The sequence below is a fragment of the Mycolicibacterium wolinskyi genome (assembly GCF_002101965.1).
GTDB lineage: Bacteria > Actinomycetota > Actinomycetes > Mycobacteriales > Mycobacteriaceae > Mycobacterium > Mycobacterium wolinskyi.
Genome location: NZ_LQQA01000015.1, coordinates 539,258 through 552,702 on the forward strand (window position 1 = coordinate 539,258; position 13,445 = coordinate 552,702).

Here is a 13,445-nt window from a genome sequence, read left to right on the forward strand (position 1 = left end):
CCCCCGATACGCGATTCGGACCGAAAAATGCCCGTGACCTGCGGTGATGGGCAGCCAATGGGGTATGGTGTAATTGGCAACACAGCTGATTCTGGTTCAGCCATTCTAGGTTCGAGTCCTGGTACCCCAGCTGCTATGAGCGCTCTTCCGAAGAGCGTTCGAGCACAGCGGAGCGATTAGGTCAGGCTGATCACCTGAGCTATGCTTTTCCTCCGGAAGTTCTGGCCCCCGTCGTCTAGCGGCCTAGGACGCCGCCCTCTCACGGCGGTAGCGTGGGTTCGAATCCCATCGGGGGTACAACGCGAAACACCCAGTTCAGTCGAACTGGGTGTTTTGTCGTTTCGGGGGTGTGTTCTGCGTGCTCGGCCCGCGATTGTCACGCTGGCGTGGCTGTGGGTGTCGAACGTCACTCTGGCGTGACAATCGGCGTCGTCGGCGCGTGCGGTGACGCGTGCTCGCCCGCCATTGTCACGCTGGCGTGGCTCCGGGCGTCGAGCGTCACTCTGGCGTGACAATCGCGGGGACGGCGGAGCGGGGAGCAGGCGCGCGACGCGCCTCACAGCCGGCGCGTGAGGGCGTCGGCCGCGGCGAGCAGATCGGCGGCCCAGCGTGCCCCCGGCCGACGGCCCATGCGGTCGATGGGGCCGGATACGGACACCGCGGCGATCACCTCGCCGCGGCTGTCGCGTACCGGAGCCGAGACGCTCGCCACACCGGGCTCACGCTCGGCGGCACTCTGCGCCCATCCGCGCTTGCGGACTTCGGCCAGTGTGCGGTCGGTGAACTTGGCGGTGGGCAGGACGGCCTGCTGCGTGGCCGCGTCGGCGTATGCGAGCAGAACCTTCGCGCCCGAGCCCGCGGTCATCGGCAGCTGAGTTCCGACGGGCACGGTGTCGCGGAGTCCGGCCGGCGGTTCCAGTGCCACGACGCACACTCGCGACAGGCCCTCACGCCGGTACAGCTGCACGCTCTCGCCGGTGATCTCGCGCAGCCGGGGGAGTACCGCGGCCCCTGCCGCCAGCAGCGGATCGTTGACGTGGGCAGCCAATTCGGTCAATGCCGGGCCGAGCCGCCAGCGGCCGTCGCCGTCGCGTGCCAGTAGCCGGTGGGTCTCAAGGCCGGCGGCCAAGCGGTGCGCGGTCGCCCGCGGGAGCCCGGTCCGCTCGCAGAGTTCGGCCAGACCGCAAGGTGACTCGGCCACGGTGTGGAGCACACCCACCGCTTTGTCGAGCACGCCGATGCCGCTATCATTTCTCACAGAGAGATACTAACGTCTCGAATGCTGAGATGGCAGGTGAGACGGCAACAGGATCTCCCAGCCCCTTACTGCAGCCCGCAGCGCACTGAACCGAATCGAGTACTGGCGATGGATCAACCGACAAAGACATCTGCGAAACCGCGCACCCTTGCCGAGAAGGTCTGGGACGACCACGTCGTAGCGCTCGGCGAGGGTGAGGGCGCCTCGAAAGAGCCCGACCTGATCTACATCGATCTGCATCTCGTGCACGAGGTCACCAGCCCGCAGGCGTTCGACGGACTGCGCTTGGCGGGCCGGCCGGTGCGGCGGCCCGATCTGACGATCGCCACCGAAGACCACAACGTGCCCACGGTCGACATCGACAAGCCGATCGCCGATCCGGTGTCGCGCACGCAGGTCGAGACATTGCGGCGCAACTGCGAAGAATTCGGCATCCGGCTGCACCCGATGGGCGATACCGAACAGGGCATCGTGCACATCATCGGGCCGCAGCTCGGCCTGACCCAGCCCGGCATGACGATCGTGTGCGGTGACAGTCACACCTCGACGCACGGTGCGTTCGGCTCCATCGCGATGGGTATCGGCACATCGGAGGTCGAGCATGTGATGGCGACGCAGACGCTGCCGCTCAAGCCTTTCAAGACCATGGCGGTCAACGTCGACGGCGTGCTGCCGCCCGGGGTCAGTGCCAAGGACATCATTCTCGCCGTCATCGCGAAGATCGGAACCGGTGGCGGACAGGGCCATGTCATCGAATACCGGGGCAGCGCGATCGAAGCGCTGTCGATGGAGGGCCGGATGACGGTCTGCAACATGAGCATCGAAGCGGGCGCGCGCGCCGGCATGGTCGCCCCCGACGAGACCACATTCGAATTCCTCAAGGGCCGTCCGCACGCCCCGAAGGGCGCCGACTGGGACGCGGCAGTCGAAGCGTGGAGTCAGTTGCGCACCGACGAGGGGGCCGAGTTCGACACCGAGATCTACCTCGACGCCGCCGAACTCACCCCGTTTGTGACGTGGGGCACGAACCCGGGTCAGGGTGTTCCGCTGTCGGCCTCGGTTCCCGATCCCGAACTCATGGGCGACGACGCCGCGCGGCAGGCCGCCGAAAAGGCTTTGACCTACATGGATCTTCGCCCCGGTACCGCCATGCGGGACATCGCGGTGGACACCGTGTTCGTGGGCTCGTGCACCAATGGCCGCATCGAGGATCTGCGCGTGGTGGCCGATGTGCTGAAGGGCCGCACGGTCGCCGACGGCGTGCGGATGCTCGTGGTGCCGGGTTCGATGCGCGTCCGTGCGCAGGCCGAATCGGAAGGCCTCGACCGGATATTCATCGATGCCGGAGCCGAGTGGCGCCAGGCCGGCTGCTCGATGTGCCTGGGCATGAACCCCGATCAGCTGTCGCCGGGGCAGCGTTGCGCCTCGACGTCCAACCGAAATTTCGAGGGCCGCCAGGGCAAGGGCGGCCGTACCCACCTGGTGTCACCGGCCGTCGCAGCCGCCACCGCCGTGCGCGGAAAGTTGGCGTCGCCAGCCGATCTGCCTGCCGCAACCCGCTAGAGGAGCCCGAAAAATGGAAGCATTCAACACTCACACCGGCATCGGCGTCCCGCTGCGGCGGTCCAATGTCGACACCGACCAGATCATTCCGGCCGTCTATCTGAAGCGGGTGACCCGAACGGGTTTCGAGGACGGACTTTTCGCCGCGTGGCGTAATGACCCGTCGTTCATATTGAACCTGCCGCCGTTCGACAAGGGCTCCGTGTTGGTCGCCGGGCCCGATTTCGGCACCGGATCGTCGCGCGAACATGCCGTCTGGGCGCTCATGGACTACGGCTTCCGAGTGGTTATCTCCTCCCGCTTCGCCGACATTTTTCGGGGCAACGCGGGCAAAGCGGGGCTATTGGCGGCAGAAGTCGCCCAAGATGATGTCGAGCTGCTCTGGAAGCTCATCGAGCAGAATCCAGGCCTGGAAATCACTGTGAATCTTCAAGATCGAAATGTGTCCGCAGGAACGGTCGTGGTGCCGTTCAGGATTGACGATTACACGGCATGGCGGCTGCTCGAAGGACTCGACGATATAGGCCTTACGCTGCGGAAACTCGATCAGATCGAGGCCTATGAGCAGCGCAGGCCGGGGTGGAAGCCGCGCACCCTGCCGGCCTGATTCAGGGCCCTCGGCGACCCCAATTCGCCGCCTTCCGAACCGGTTCTGAACCCCCCGGGCAGGAGTCCAAGTGGGGCAACCAGATTGCCGGAAAGTTCGCCAGCTACGCCTGAAATTGCGCGTGGCTCTTGGAAATCAGTGGTCAGAGGGTTTACCGTGTCCTCTAGTCGGTCCAAGGTGGACCACTGGTTTCGGAGGTTTTGAATGAACAAAGCGGAGCTCATCGACGTACTCACAACCAAACTGGGCACCGATCGTCGGCAGGCTACCGCCGCGGTGGAGAACGTTGTCGACACCATCGTGCGCGCGGTGCATAAGGGCGACAGCGTGACGATTACCGGTTTCGGTGTTTTCGAGCAGCGCCGTCGCGCTGCCCGGGTCGCGCGTAACCCACGTACCGGCGAGACCGTGAAGGTCAAGCCCACCTCGGTGCCGGCCTTTCGGCCCGGCGCACAGTTCAAAGCCGTTGTCTCTGGCGCACAGCGTCTCCCGGCAGAAGGTCCGGCGGTCAAGCGCGGTGTGACCGCGGGCCCCGCCAAGCGGACTGCCGCCAAGAAGACTGCTGCCAAGGCTCCGGCCAAGAAGGCTGCCACGAAGGCTCCGGCCAAGAAGGCTGCTACCAAGGCTCCGGCCAAGAAGGCTGCCACGAAGGCTCCGGCCAAGAAGGCTGCTGCCAAGAAGGCCCCGGCCAAGAAGGGCCGCAAGTAGATTCCCCTCAGGCACGCCGTGGGCCCACAAGCCCACGGCGTGTCTTTGCGTGTGGGGCTATTTCTGTTTCGGCAGGGCGCTGCACATGTAGTCGGCGGCCACGAGCTCGCCACCGGACAATGACAGCACCCAGGTGCTGCCCTTGCGGTTACCGCTGGTTTCCGGGCGCACGTTCGCGCGCTCGCACCACCACGCGATGAGGTCTGGAATCACCTTGCCCTGCGTACAGATCACCGGGGTACCGGCGCGGGCGGCGATGTCGAGCACGCGGCCGCGGGCAGCCTTCTTATCCGAGGTATACGCTTCCTCGGTCAGCAGCGGTTCGTTGTGGACCTCGACGCCGAGTTCTTGGGCCAACGGCTCGACGGTCTGGTGACAGCGCACCCGATCGGCGGCGTACAGCGTTGTGGCACCGAATGCCAACAGCTGGTCGACCAGAGACTCGGCCTGCGCCCGGCCCTGCTTGTCCAGCGGGCGTTTACGGTCGTCACCCTTGTAGCTGGCCTTGCTGCCCGCGGTGCCATGCCGGACGATCATCACGGTCTTCGTTTCCGGTGGATGAGATACGAACCGCTGCAACACTTTTCGATCATAGGGATATTGCAGCTGCTCCAGCGCGGCGTCGATCGGAAGCCAGACAAGTTTGTCTACTTCACCATTGGGGGTGAAATCACCACCGGTGGCCTTGGCCGCCCAGTACCAAACCCGTTTGGTGCCCTGCTGGATCGGGTACGTGACTGCACCGAGGCGGCGACCGAGTTGCGCGGTATACCCCGTCTCCTCGGCGACCTCGCGCAGGGCGGTGAGCGGTTCGGTCTCGCCGGATTCCAGCTTGCCTTTGGGCAGTGACCAATCGTCGTACCGGGGACGGTGGATGACGGCCACTTCGATCGGCGCCGGCGCATCACCGACCGGCTCACCGCTTCGTCGCCACAGCACCGCGCCCGCCGCGGGTACCGTTTTCTTCACCGCCTTCGCGGCTGCTGTGCTGTCGTTCGACACCTCTACTCCTGCAGGTCAATCGCCGGCATCTGCCACCGGCCCGCTCGGACCCGGTTCAGGGATGCCGGTGCCGTTCCATCAGTGACACCTGGTGGTCTCTGACCGTCTGGCCTTCTTGCGGCAGTGCCGTCCAGTGGCTGTCGTGGCGCAGTTCCCAACACCGGGTGGCCGGATCCATCGCGGACTCGAACACATCGTTGAGCTGTGCGGTCAGCCTCGGGTCCTTGACCTGAGCCATGACCTCGACACGTCGGTCGAGATTACGATGCATCATGTCGGCGCTGCCAATCCAGAACTCGTCGATGGCGCGGAAGTGAATAATCCGTGAGTGCTCCAGGAAGCGGCCGAGGATCGACCGCACGGTGATGTTGTCGGAATACCCCGGCACGCCGGGGCGTAACGCGCAGATGCCCCTGACCACGACCTCGACTGGGATTCCGGCCTGAGAGGCCCGGTACAGCGCGTCAATCACCTGCTCGTCGACGAGCGCGTTGGCCTTCAATCGGATTCCGGTTTGAGCACCGTCACGCTGGGCCGCGATCTCGCGGTCGATGCGCTCGATGATGCCCTTGCGCACGCCGCGCGGTGCTACCAGCAGATTGCGGTAGGAATCCTTGCGGGAGTATCCCGTCAAGGAGTTGAACAGGTCGGTGAGATCGGCGCCGATGTCCGGGTCGGCCGTGAGCAGGCCCACATCCTCATAGAGGCGTGCGGTTTTCGGGTTGTAGTTGCCGGTTCCGATGTGGCAGTAACGCCGGATGGTCGAGCCCTCGCGCCGCACCACCAGACACGTCTTGCAGTGCGTCTTGAGACCGATCAACCCGTAGACCACATGCACGCCGGCCTGCTCCAGTGTGCGTGCCCATTTGATGTTGGCCTGTTCGTCGAATCGGGCTTTGATCTCGACGAGCGCGACGACCTGCTTGCCGGCCTCGGCGGCGTCGATCAGCGCGTTCACGATCGGTGAGTCACCGGAGGTGCGGTAGAGCGTCTGCTTGATCGCGAGCACGTTGGGATCGGCGGCGGCCTGTTCGATGAAGCGCTGCACGGTGGTTGAGAACGAATCGTAGGGATGGTGCACCAGCACGTCCCCGTCGCGCAGCGTCGAGAAGATACTCTTCGGGGTTTCTCGTTCGCCGAACGCCGGTGGGGTGGCCGGGACGAACGGCCGGTCCTTGAGGTCGGGCCGATCCACGCTGTAGATCTGCCACAGCGCGGACAGGTCGAGCAATCCGGGCACCTCGATGACATCGCCTGGGGCCACGTCGAGTTCGCGCAGCAACAGCTCGAGCATGCTCTCGGTCATGTCGTCGGAGACTTCCAACCGGACCGGCGAGCCGAATCGCCTGCGGGCCAATTCGCGTTCGAGGGCCTGCAGCAGATCCTCGTCCCGGTCTTCCTCGACCTCGAAGTCGGCGTTGCGGGTGATCCGGAAGGCGTGGTGTTCCACAACTTCCAGACCGGGGAACAGCACCGGCAGGAACGCTGCGATGAGTTCCTCCATCGGCAGGAACCGTGCCACCGCGGAACCGTCCGGCGAACCGAGCTCGACGAACCGGTCGACGTTGTCGGGCACCTTGATTCTCGCGAAGTGCTGCCCGCCGTCGTCGGGATGTTTGACGGTGATCGCCAGATTCAGACTCAGGCCGCTGACGAAGGGGAACGGGTGGGCCGGATCGACCGCGAGCGGTGTCAGGACCGGGAACACCTGTTCGTGGAAGTACCGCGACAGTTTTTCTCGTTCGGAATCGTCGAGTTCGGCCCACGTGACGATGAAGATGCCCTCTTCGGCCAGCGCCGGGCGCACCGCGTTGAGAAACACCCCGGCATGGCGGCTCGCAATCTGCTGCGTCCGTTCACTGATTCGGCGCAACTGTTCGCGCGGCGACAGTCCGTCGGCCGACCGCACCGACAGGCCCATCTCGTCGCGTCGCTTCAACCCGGCGACGCGCACCATGTAGAACTCGTCGAGATTCGAGGCGAAGATCGCCAGGAACTTGGCTCGTTCGAGCAAGGGCAGCGACGGGTCGGCGGCCAACGCGAGCACGCGCGCGTTGAAGTCCAGCCAGCTGAGCTCGCGGTTGAGGTAGCGATCTTCCGGCAGTGCGTCGTCCACCGCCGGTGAGGTTGCCGCGGGCGGCGCTTCCGGTGTAGCGACGGTTTCCACCGCCTGCTGCGATCGCGCTGAACCGTCGCCCAGTTGGGTTTCGTCGGTGCGGGTGTCAGGCTCCGCTTCGGTGGCTTCGCTCACCTGTCCGATCATTCCCTATGTGCGCGCTCCGCGGCTACCCGCTAGCGATGCCGGGCGACCGCCTGGGAAGTGGCGGCCCCGACCCCGAGGCGCCGTGCCGTCTGGAGGTCGTCGGGTGTGTCGATGTCGCATCGCAGCCCCGGCCACGCACCGGTCAATTCGATTGCTCCGGAGTGCCGGTGGTGCGCGGCCGAATCGGCGCCGAACAGCGGTTGGAGCGGAACTCCGAACGCGAACAACGCCGAGGTGCCGGTGCCGTGCCGGTCGCCGACGAAACTGCGCTGATAGCCACGCGCCGAGGCGAGTGCCTCGGCGAGTTCCTGCGGCTGCAGAGCCGGAAGATCGCCTTGCAGGACAACGATGTTCGGTGTGCCGGCCCGCAGCTCGGATTCGGCCGCCGTGATCGCGTTGTTCAGCGGGTCGTGGTGACCCTGCGGAGTCGGGTCGGCCAGTACGCCGGCGCCCAGCTGACGGGCGGCATCCGCGGCGACGTCGTCGGGCGTCACCACTGTGACCGGTGCGACGCTGGAAGCCGCGGTGATGGTGTCGACGAGCATGGCCAACACGACGGCCTCGCGGGTTGGTGCCGAAAATATGGGTGCCAGCCGAGTCTTGGCCGCGGCGAGCCGTTTGACCGCGATGATCAACGCCACGTCAGCGCCCGATGTAGCTGCTGCGGCGCTGGCTGTTCTCGTGCCGCTCATGGTGCCATCCTGCCAGCCGCGCCGGTGCCGTCGCCCGCGGCGGTGTGAGGGTTAGGGTGAACGCGTGGTGGAGGCTGCGGTCATGGGGGCCGGCGCGTGGGGAACGGCGCTGGCCAAGGTCTTGGCGGATGCTGGCAATCCGGTGACGATGTGGTCCCGGCGGCCCGAAGTCGCCGACGAGATCAACAGTGAGCATCGCAACGCCGAATATCTCGGTGACGTGAAGTTGCCGTCGGCGATCCGGGCGACGAGTGACCCCGCGGAGGCGCTGGCCGGTGCATGCACGGTGCTGCTCGCGGTTCCGGCGCAACAGCTGCGCGCCAACCTCGAGGGCTGGAAGCACTTGATCGGCGACGACGTCACCCTTGTGAGCCTGGCCAAGGGAATTGAGCTCGGCACGCTGATGCGCATGAGTCAGGTCATCGTCCAGGTCACCGGGGTGGATCCGGCTCGCGTCGGTGTGGTGACCGGGCCGAACCTGGCCAGTGAGATCGCCGACGAGCAGCCCGCCGCGACCGTCGTCGCCTGCAGCGACTCCGGGCGGGCGGTCACGTTGCAACGCGCGCTGGCCACCGGGTACTTCCGTCCGTACACCAATGCCGATGTGGTGGGTGCCGAGATCGGCGGTGCGTGCAAGAACGTCATCGCGCTGGCCTGCGGGATGGCCGTCGGTGTCGGCCTGGGGGAGAACACCGTCGCGGCCATCATCACGCGCGGTCTGGCCGAGATCATGCGGCTGGGCATCGCTTTGGGCGCAACGCCCGCCACGCTCGCCGGGCTGGCCGGGGTCGGTGACCTCGTCGCGACCTGTACGTCGCCTCATTCGCGCAACCGCACCTTCGGCGAGCGGCTCGGCAAGGGCGGAACCATGGAGTCGGCGCTCGCCGCCGCCGGCGGGCACGTGGCCGAAGGGGTGGCCTCATGCGAGTCGGTGCTCGCGCTGGCCTCCAGCTACGGGGTCGAGATGCCGTTGACCGATGCCGTACACCGGGTCTGCCACAAGGGTTTATCGGTTCACGAGGCGGTCGCGCTACTGCTGGGCCGCAGCACCAAACCGGAGTAGGTTCACCCCCGGACGCGAGGACAACACGGTATGGATGGCACGTACGGCGACTCCACTCGTAGCGTCAAAGCCGTTGGGATAGAGGCAGTCCCAGGGAATCCCGTCGCGCCGATGCCGGTACCCGCGTCCACCTTCCACCTCTCGCCCGACGAAACCGAGCAGCTCGACAGTTACGGCCGGACCTCGAACCCGTCATGGCGCCAGCTCGAAACCGCGCTCGCCGAGCTCGAGGGCGCCGCGGCAGCGCTCACGTTCGGCTCGGGGATGGCGGCGATCACCTCGGTGCTGCGGGTCCTGACCAGATCGGGTTCGACCCTGTTGGTCCCGGCCGACGGCTACTATCAGGTTCGCCGATATGCCGCGGAATATCTTGCGGCACAAGGTGTTACGGTGATCGAGGCGCACACTGCCGAGATGTGTGAGGCCGCGTCGGCCGCGGATGTGGTGCTGGCGGAAACGCCTGCCAATCCCGGTCTCGACGTCGTCGACCTGCACCGGCTGGCGATGACCTGCCGTCGGCGCGGTGCGACTCTGGTGGTCGACAACACCACCGCGACTCCGCTCGGGCAGCAGCCGCTGTCGCTGGGGGCCGACCTGGTGGTCGCGAGCGCCACCAAATCCCTGTCCGGACACAGTGATCTGGTCGCCGGTTACGTCGCGGGCAGTCAACCGGATCTGATGGCCGCGGTCGAACGTGACCGACTGCTGGCCGGGCCGATACTCGGCGCGTTCGAGGCTTGGCTGGTGTTGCGGAGTTTGGGCAGCGCCGGGCTGCGGTTCGAGCGGCAGTGCCAGAATGCGCGGGCCCTCGCGGTGATGTTGCGCAGTCACCCCGCGGTGGTCTCGGTGCGGTATCCCGGACTGCCCGACGATCCGGCGCACGAGTTGGCGGCGGCCCAGATGAAGCGGTTCGGCGGACTCGTCGCCGTCGAGCTCGCCGACGCCGCCGCCGTGCACGCGCTCGTCGAACACAGCGAACTGCTGATCGCGTCGACCAGCTTCGGCGGCATCCACACCTCGGTCGATCGGCGGGCCCGGTGGGGTGACCCGGTCCCGCCCGGGTTCGCGCGCATCTCGGCGGGCATCGAGGACACCGACGATTTGCTCGGCGACGTCGAAGCGGCGTTGTCGGCCGTCGCCGACAGCTGATTCGAGCTGTCTCGCGGGCCTGCGACGAAGGCTGCGGGCCGGATGTGCCCACGTGCGCGGTCGGCCCGGGACGGTAGCCTCTCTAGGTTGTGACTGCCCGCAACCAGCCTCCAGGACGCATCCGCGTCGCCGTCGTGTACGGCGGGCGTAGCTCCGAGCACGCGATCTCGTGCGTGTCTGCAGGCAGCATCCTGCGCAACCTCGATCCGCAGCGCTTCGAGGTGGTCGCCGTCGGTATCACCCCGGACGGGTCATGGATGCTCACCGACGGTCGGCCCGAGACGCTGGCGATCACCGACGGTCAACTGCCCGCGGTGACCGAGGACTCCGGCACCGAGCTCGCGTTGCCCGCCGCGCCCAACCGCAGGGGGCAGTTGTTGTCCCTGACCAGCGGCCCCAGCGAGGTGCTCGCGGCCGTCGACGTGGTGTTTCCCGTGTTGCACGGCCCCTACGGCGAGGACGGCACCATCCAGGGCCTGCTCGAGTTGGCCGGGGTGCCCTACGTCGGTTCGGGTGTGCTGTCCAGCGCCGCGGGCATGGACAAGGAGTTCACCAAGAAACTGCTGGCCGCGGAAGGATTGCCGATCGGCGATCAGGTGGTCCTACGTCCGAAGGACGCCACGCTCGGCCTGGACGATCGGGAGCGGCTCGGCCTGCCGGTGTTCGTCAAACCGGCCCGCGGCGGCTCGTCGATCGGCGTCAGCCGCGTATCCGCCTGGGACGAGCTTCCCGCGGCGATCGAGCTCGCCCGCCGTCACGACCCGAAGGTCATCGTGGAGGCGGCGGTTCCGGGACGCGAACTGGAATGCGGCGTCCTCGAATTTCCGGACGGCCGGGTCGAAGCCAGCACGGTCGGCGAGATCCGGGTGGCCGGGGTGCGGGGTCGTGAAGACGGCTTCTATGACTTCGCCACCAAATATCTGGTCGACGCCGCCGAGCTCGACGTGCCTGCCAAGGTCGACGACGACGTCGCCGATGAGGTTCGCCGGCTCGCGGTGCGCGCGTTCACCGCGATCGACTGCCAGGGCCTGGCCCGCGTCGACTTCTTCCTGACCGACGACGGTCCGGTCATCAACGAGATCAACACCATGCCCGGCTTCACCACCATCTCGATGTTCCCGAGGATGTGGGCGGCCAGCGGCGTGGATTACCCGACGCTGCTGGCTGCGATGGTCGAGACCGCGCTGGCCCGCGGTACCGGCCTGCGCTGAGATCCTGCGCTGAGGTCAGCGCGCCGGGGCCGGATCGATCGGCCGGGCCGCCATGGTGCGGGTGATCTGTCCGGAGATCAGCTGAATCGGGGTCGGGCCCGAGCCGGCGGGCAGGGTGAGCGCGACGTACACCGGCCGGTCCACCGCGTACCACGTGCTCCTGGTGTCCTCGGACGCTTCGGCACCGGCGCCGGGATCGCGGACCTGGAACCACTGCACGGCATCGACCAGTTGCAGCGGCGCGCCCACCACGAAGTCGCCGGGCCGCTCAAGACCGCACCGCAGGATGACGGGCTCGGTGTCGGCTCCCGCGCGCCACGCGGCCGCGCCCGGCGGAGTCGGATCGACGGTGGGGGCACGACGGAAATCGCCGAGCTGCTCGGGCAGTGCTCCCAGCAGCGCATGGCATTCGGCGGTGTCGGCCTGTGGGGCGGGCACCGAGGAAATGACGACAGGTTGCTGGTCGGGCGACTGCTGGCGGGACGCCGCAATCCCCAGCACGGTGATCAATGCCGACACCGCAACGACGACCGCCGCAATCAAGAGAGCGCGGGGTGGTCCATCGGTGGTCTGCGGATCGGTCACACCACCAACTCTATGGCTGCGCTCCGTTGGCGATCGGGCAGGTCAGGGTCCGGGTGATGCCGGTGACCTGCTGCACGCTCGGCATGACATCGCTCTGCAGGGCGGTCAGCGTGTCGGCGCTGATGCGGAGCACCACGTCGTACGGCCCTGTGACGTACTCCGCCGAGATCACGCCCGGCAATGCGGCGAGCTGTTTGGCGACGACCTCGGCGCGGCCCACCTCGGTCTGGATCAGCACGTAAGCCTGCACCACCCGCCGTCTCCTCCGTCTCGCTGCATAGACTCCTCGCCGCAGGCACCAAACGTACCGCAGGTGTGGCCAGTGTTCATGGCGCAGCCACGAAGGGCAGAAGGGCATATGGCCGACCGAGACCCAGCCACCGACATCCACGACAGTCTCGCGGCGGTCGGCGAGTTCGCGGTCATCGACCGGTTGCTGGCCGGGCGAGCACAGCCGGAATCCGTCACGCTGGGACCAGGTGACGACGCCGCCGTGGTGGCGATCCGTGACGGCCGGACGGCCGTTTCCACCGACATGCTGGTGCAGGACCGGCATTTCCGGCTGGACTGGTCGCGGCCCCACGACGTCGGACGCAAGGCGATAGCGCAGAACGCCGCCGACATCGAGGCCATGGGCGGCCGGGCCACGGCGTTCTTCGTGTCGTTCGGTGCGCCGGCCGACACGGCGACGGCGGACGCGGTCGAACTCGCCGACGGAATGTGGCATGAGGCCCGGAAACTGGGGGCGGGCATCGCCGGTGGTGACCTCGTGCGCGCACCGCTTTGGGTGGTCTCGGTAACCGTGCTCGGTGATCTCGGCGGCCGTGCACCGGTCCGGCGTAGCGGGGCGCGCGGCGGCGATGTCGTCGCGGTGATCGGCGATCTCGGCCGGTCGGCTGCCGGTTACGCGTTGTGGGACAACGAAATCGATGGCTACCCCGAGTTGCGGGACCGACACCTCGCGCCGGCGCCTCCGTACGGTCAGGGCGCGGTGGCAGCCGCGGCCGGTGCGACGGCGATGACCGATGTCTCCGACGGGCTGCTCGCCGATCTGGGTCACATCGCCACGGCGTCCGCCGTCGGCATCGACGTGTTGACCGATGGCGTTGCCGGCGATCGGGCCGCGGTTGCCGCGGCTGCCGCGGCCGTCAATACCGACCCGTTGCAGTGGGTCCTGGGCGGCGGTGAGGATCACGCGCTGGTAGCGACGTTTTGCGGGGCTCCGCCCGACGGTTGGCGGGTGATCGGCCGAGTGATCGACGGGCCGGCCCGGGTTCTCGTCGACGGCGCGCCGTGGCCGGGAAGCCCGGGATGGCAGTCGTTCGGTTAACGGCTCCCGCTAAG

General features: G+C 67.2%; 12 protein-coding genes, 2 tRNA genes and 1 pseudogene. 9 read left to right on the forward strand and 6 right to left on the reverse strand.

The window, feature by feature from the left end; all coding sequences use genetic code 11:
- Positions 1 to 58 precede the first annotated feature (58 nt).
- Positions 59 to 130: transfer RNA gene (locus AWC31_RS16990), tRNA-Gln, on the forward strand.
- Between the two features lie 94 nt (positions 131 to 224).
- A tRNA-Glu gene (locus tag AWC31_RS16995) sits at positions 225 to 297 on the forward strand.
- A 259-nt stretch (positions 298 to 556) separates the two neighbouring features.
- Here AWC31_RS16995 and AWC31_RS17000 read toward each other — a convergent pair.
- Positions 557 to 1,258 (reverse strand): IclR family transcriptional regulator, encoded by a 702-nt coding sequence (locus tag AWC31_RS17000; protein ID WP_085145272.1) that lies wholly within the window; start codon positions 1,256 to 1,258, stop codon positions 557 to 559.
- 108 nt (positions 1,259 to 1,366) lie between these two features.
- Here AWC31_RS17000 and leuC point away from each other — a divergent pair, with 108 nt between their 5' ends.
- From leuC to AWC31_RS17015, 3 genes and pseudogenes are all read left to right on the forward strand, one after another.
- A complete protein-coding gene (leuC, locus tag AWC31_RS17005) occupies positions 1,367 to 2,821 on the forward strand; it encodes a 3-isopropylmalate dehydratase large subunit (protein ID WP_067854088.1) in 1,455 nt (484 codons plus the stop codon).
- A gap of 13 nt (positions 2,822 to 2,834) precedes the next feature.
- Positions 2,835 to 3,428 carry a 3-isopropylmalate dehydratase small subunit gene (gene leuD / locus AWC31_RS17010; RefSeq protein ID WP_067854092.1) on the forward strand — a complete coding sequence of 198 codons (594 nt, stop codon included), beginning with the start codon at positions 2,835 to 2,837 and terminating at the stop codon, positions 3,426 to 3,428.
- Positions 3,429 to 3,632: 204 nt separating this feature from the next.
- A pseudogene (locus tag AWC31_RS17015) lies at positions 3,633 to 4,124 on the forward strand (HU family DNA-binding protein); the annotation flags it as partial.
- Positions 4,125 to 4,193: 69 nt separating this feature from the next.
- On the opposite strand, the gene mutT1 reads toward AWC31_RS17015, so the two are convergent.
- The 3 genes from mutT1 to cofC are packed head-to-tail and all read right to left on the reverse strand — an operon-like array spanning position 4,194 to position 8,093.
- The gene (mutT1, locus tag AWC31_RS17020) at positions 4,194 to 5,138 is read right to left on the reverse strand and encodes an 8-oxo-(d)GTP phosphatase MutT1 (protein ID WP_085145274.1); all 945 of its coding nucleotides are present in this window, start codon (positions 5,136 to 5,138) and stop codon (positions 4,194 to 4,196) included.
- 55 nt (positions 5,139 to 5,193) lie between these two features.
- On the reverse strand, positions 5,194 to 7,401 hold the full coding sequence (locus tag AWC31_RS17025; RefSeq protein WP_085145275.1) for an RNA degradosome polyphosphate kinase: 2,208 nt from the start codon (positions 7,399 to 7,401) through the stop codon (positions 5,194 to 5,196).
- A gap of 29 nt (positions 7,402 to 7,430) precedes the next feature.
- Complete coding sequence (cofC, locus tag AWC31_RS17030; protein ID WP_085145276.1) at positions 7,431 to 8,093, reverse strand: 2-phospho-L-lactate guanylyltransferase; 663 nt, start codon at positions 8,091 to 8,093, stop codon at positions 7,431 to 7,433.
- An 82-nt stretch (positions 8,094 to 8,175) separates the two neighbouring features.
- On the opposite strand from cofC, the gene AWC31_RS17035 reads away from it, so the two are divergent.
- From AWC31_RS17035 to AWC31_RS17045, 3 genes are all read left to right on the forward strand, one after another.
- Positions 8,176 to 9,156: an NAD(P)H-dependent glycerol-3-phosphate dehydrogenase gene (locus AWC31_RS17035; protein WP_085145501.1), complete on the forward strand. Its 981-nt coding sequence runs from the start codon at positions 8,176 to 8,178 to the stop codon at positions 9,154 to 9,156.
- A gap of 30 nt (positions 9,157 to 9,186) precedes the next feature.
- Complete coding sequence (locus AWC31_RS17040; RefSeq protein WP_085145277.1) at positions 9,187 to 10,305, forward strand: cystathionine gamma-lyase; 1,119 nt, start codon at positions 9,187 to 9,189, stop codon at positions 10,303 to 10,305.
- Between the two features lie 89 nt (positions 10,306 to 10,394).
- Positions 10,395 to 11,516, forward strand: a complete 1,122-nt coding sequence (locus AWC31_RS17045) for a D-alanine--D-alanine ligase family protein (RefSeq protein ID WP_085145278.1) — start codon at positions 10,395 to 10,397, stop codon at positions 11,514 to 11,516.
- Between the two features lie 15 nt (positions 11,517 to 11,531).
- Here the strand turns inward: AWC31_RS17045 and AWC31_RS17050 are convergent, their stop codons facing one another.
- Together AWC31_RS17050 and AWC31_RS17055 are read right to left on the reverse strand one after the other, a co-directional pair.
- Positions 11,532 to 12,101 (reverse strand): DUF3515 domain-containing protein, encoded by a 570-nt coding sequence (locus AWC31_RS17050; protein ID WP_085145279.1) that lies wholly within the window; start codon positions 12,099 to 12,101, stop codon positions 11,532 to 11,534.
- A 10-nt stretch (positions 12,102 to 12,111) separates the two neighbouring features.
- Positions 12,112 to 12,354, reverse strand: a complete 243-nt coding sequence (locus tag AWC31_RS17055) for an Lrp/AsnC family transcriptional regulator (RefSeq protein WP_085145280.1) — start codon at positions 12,352 to 12,354, stop codon at positions 12,112 to 12,114.
- A 105-nt stretch (positions 12,355 to 12,459) separates the two neighbouring features.
- Here AWC31_RS17055 and AWC31_RS17060 point away from each other — a divergent pair, with 105 nt between their 5' ends.
- A complete protein-coding gene (locus AWC31_RS17060; protein WP_085145281.1) occupies positions 12,460 to 13,431 on the forward strand; it encodes a thiamine-phosphate kinase in 972 nt (323 codons plus the stop codon).
- Positions 13,432 to 13,445 lie beyond the last annotated feature (14 nt).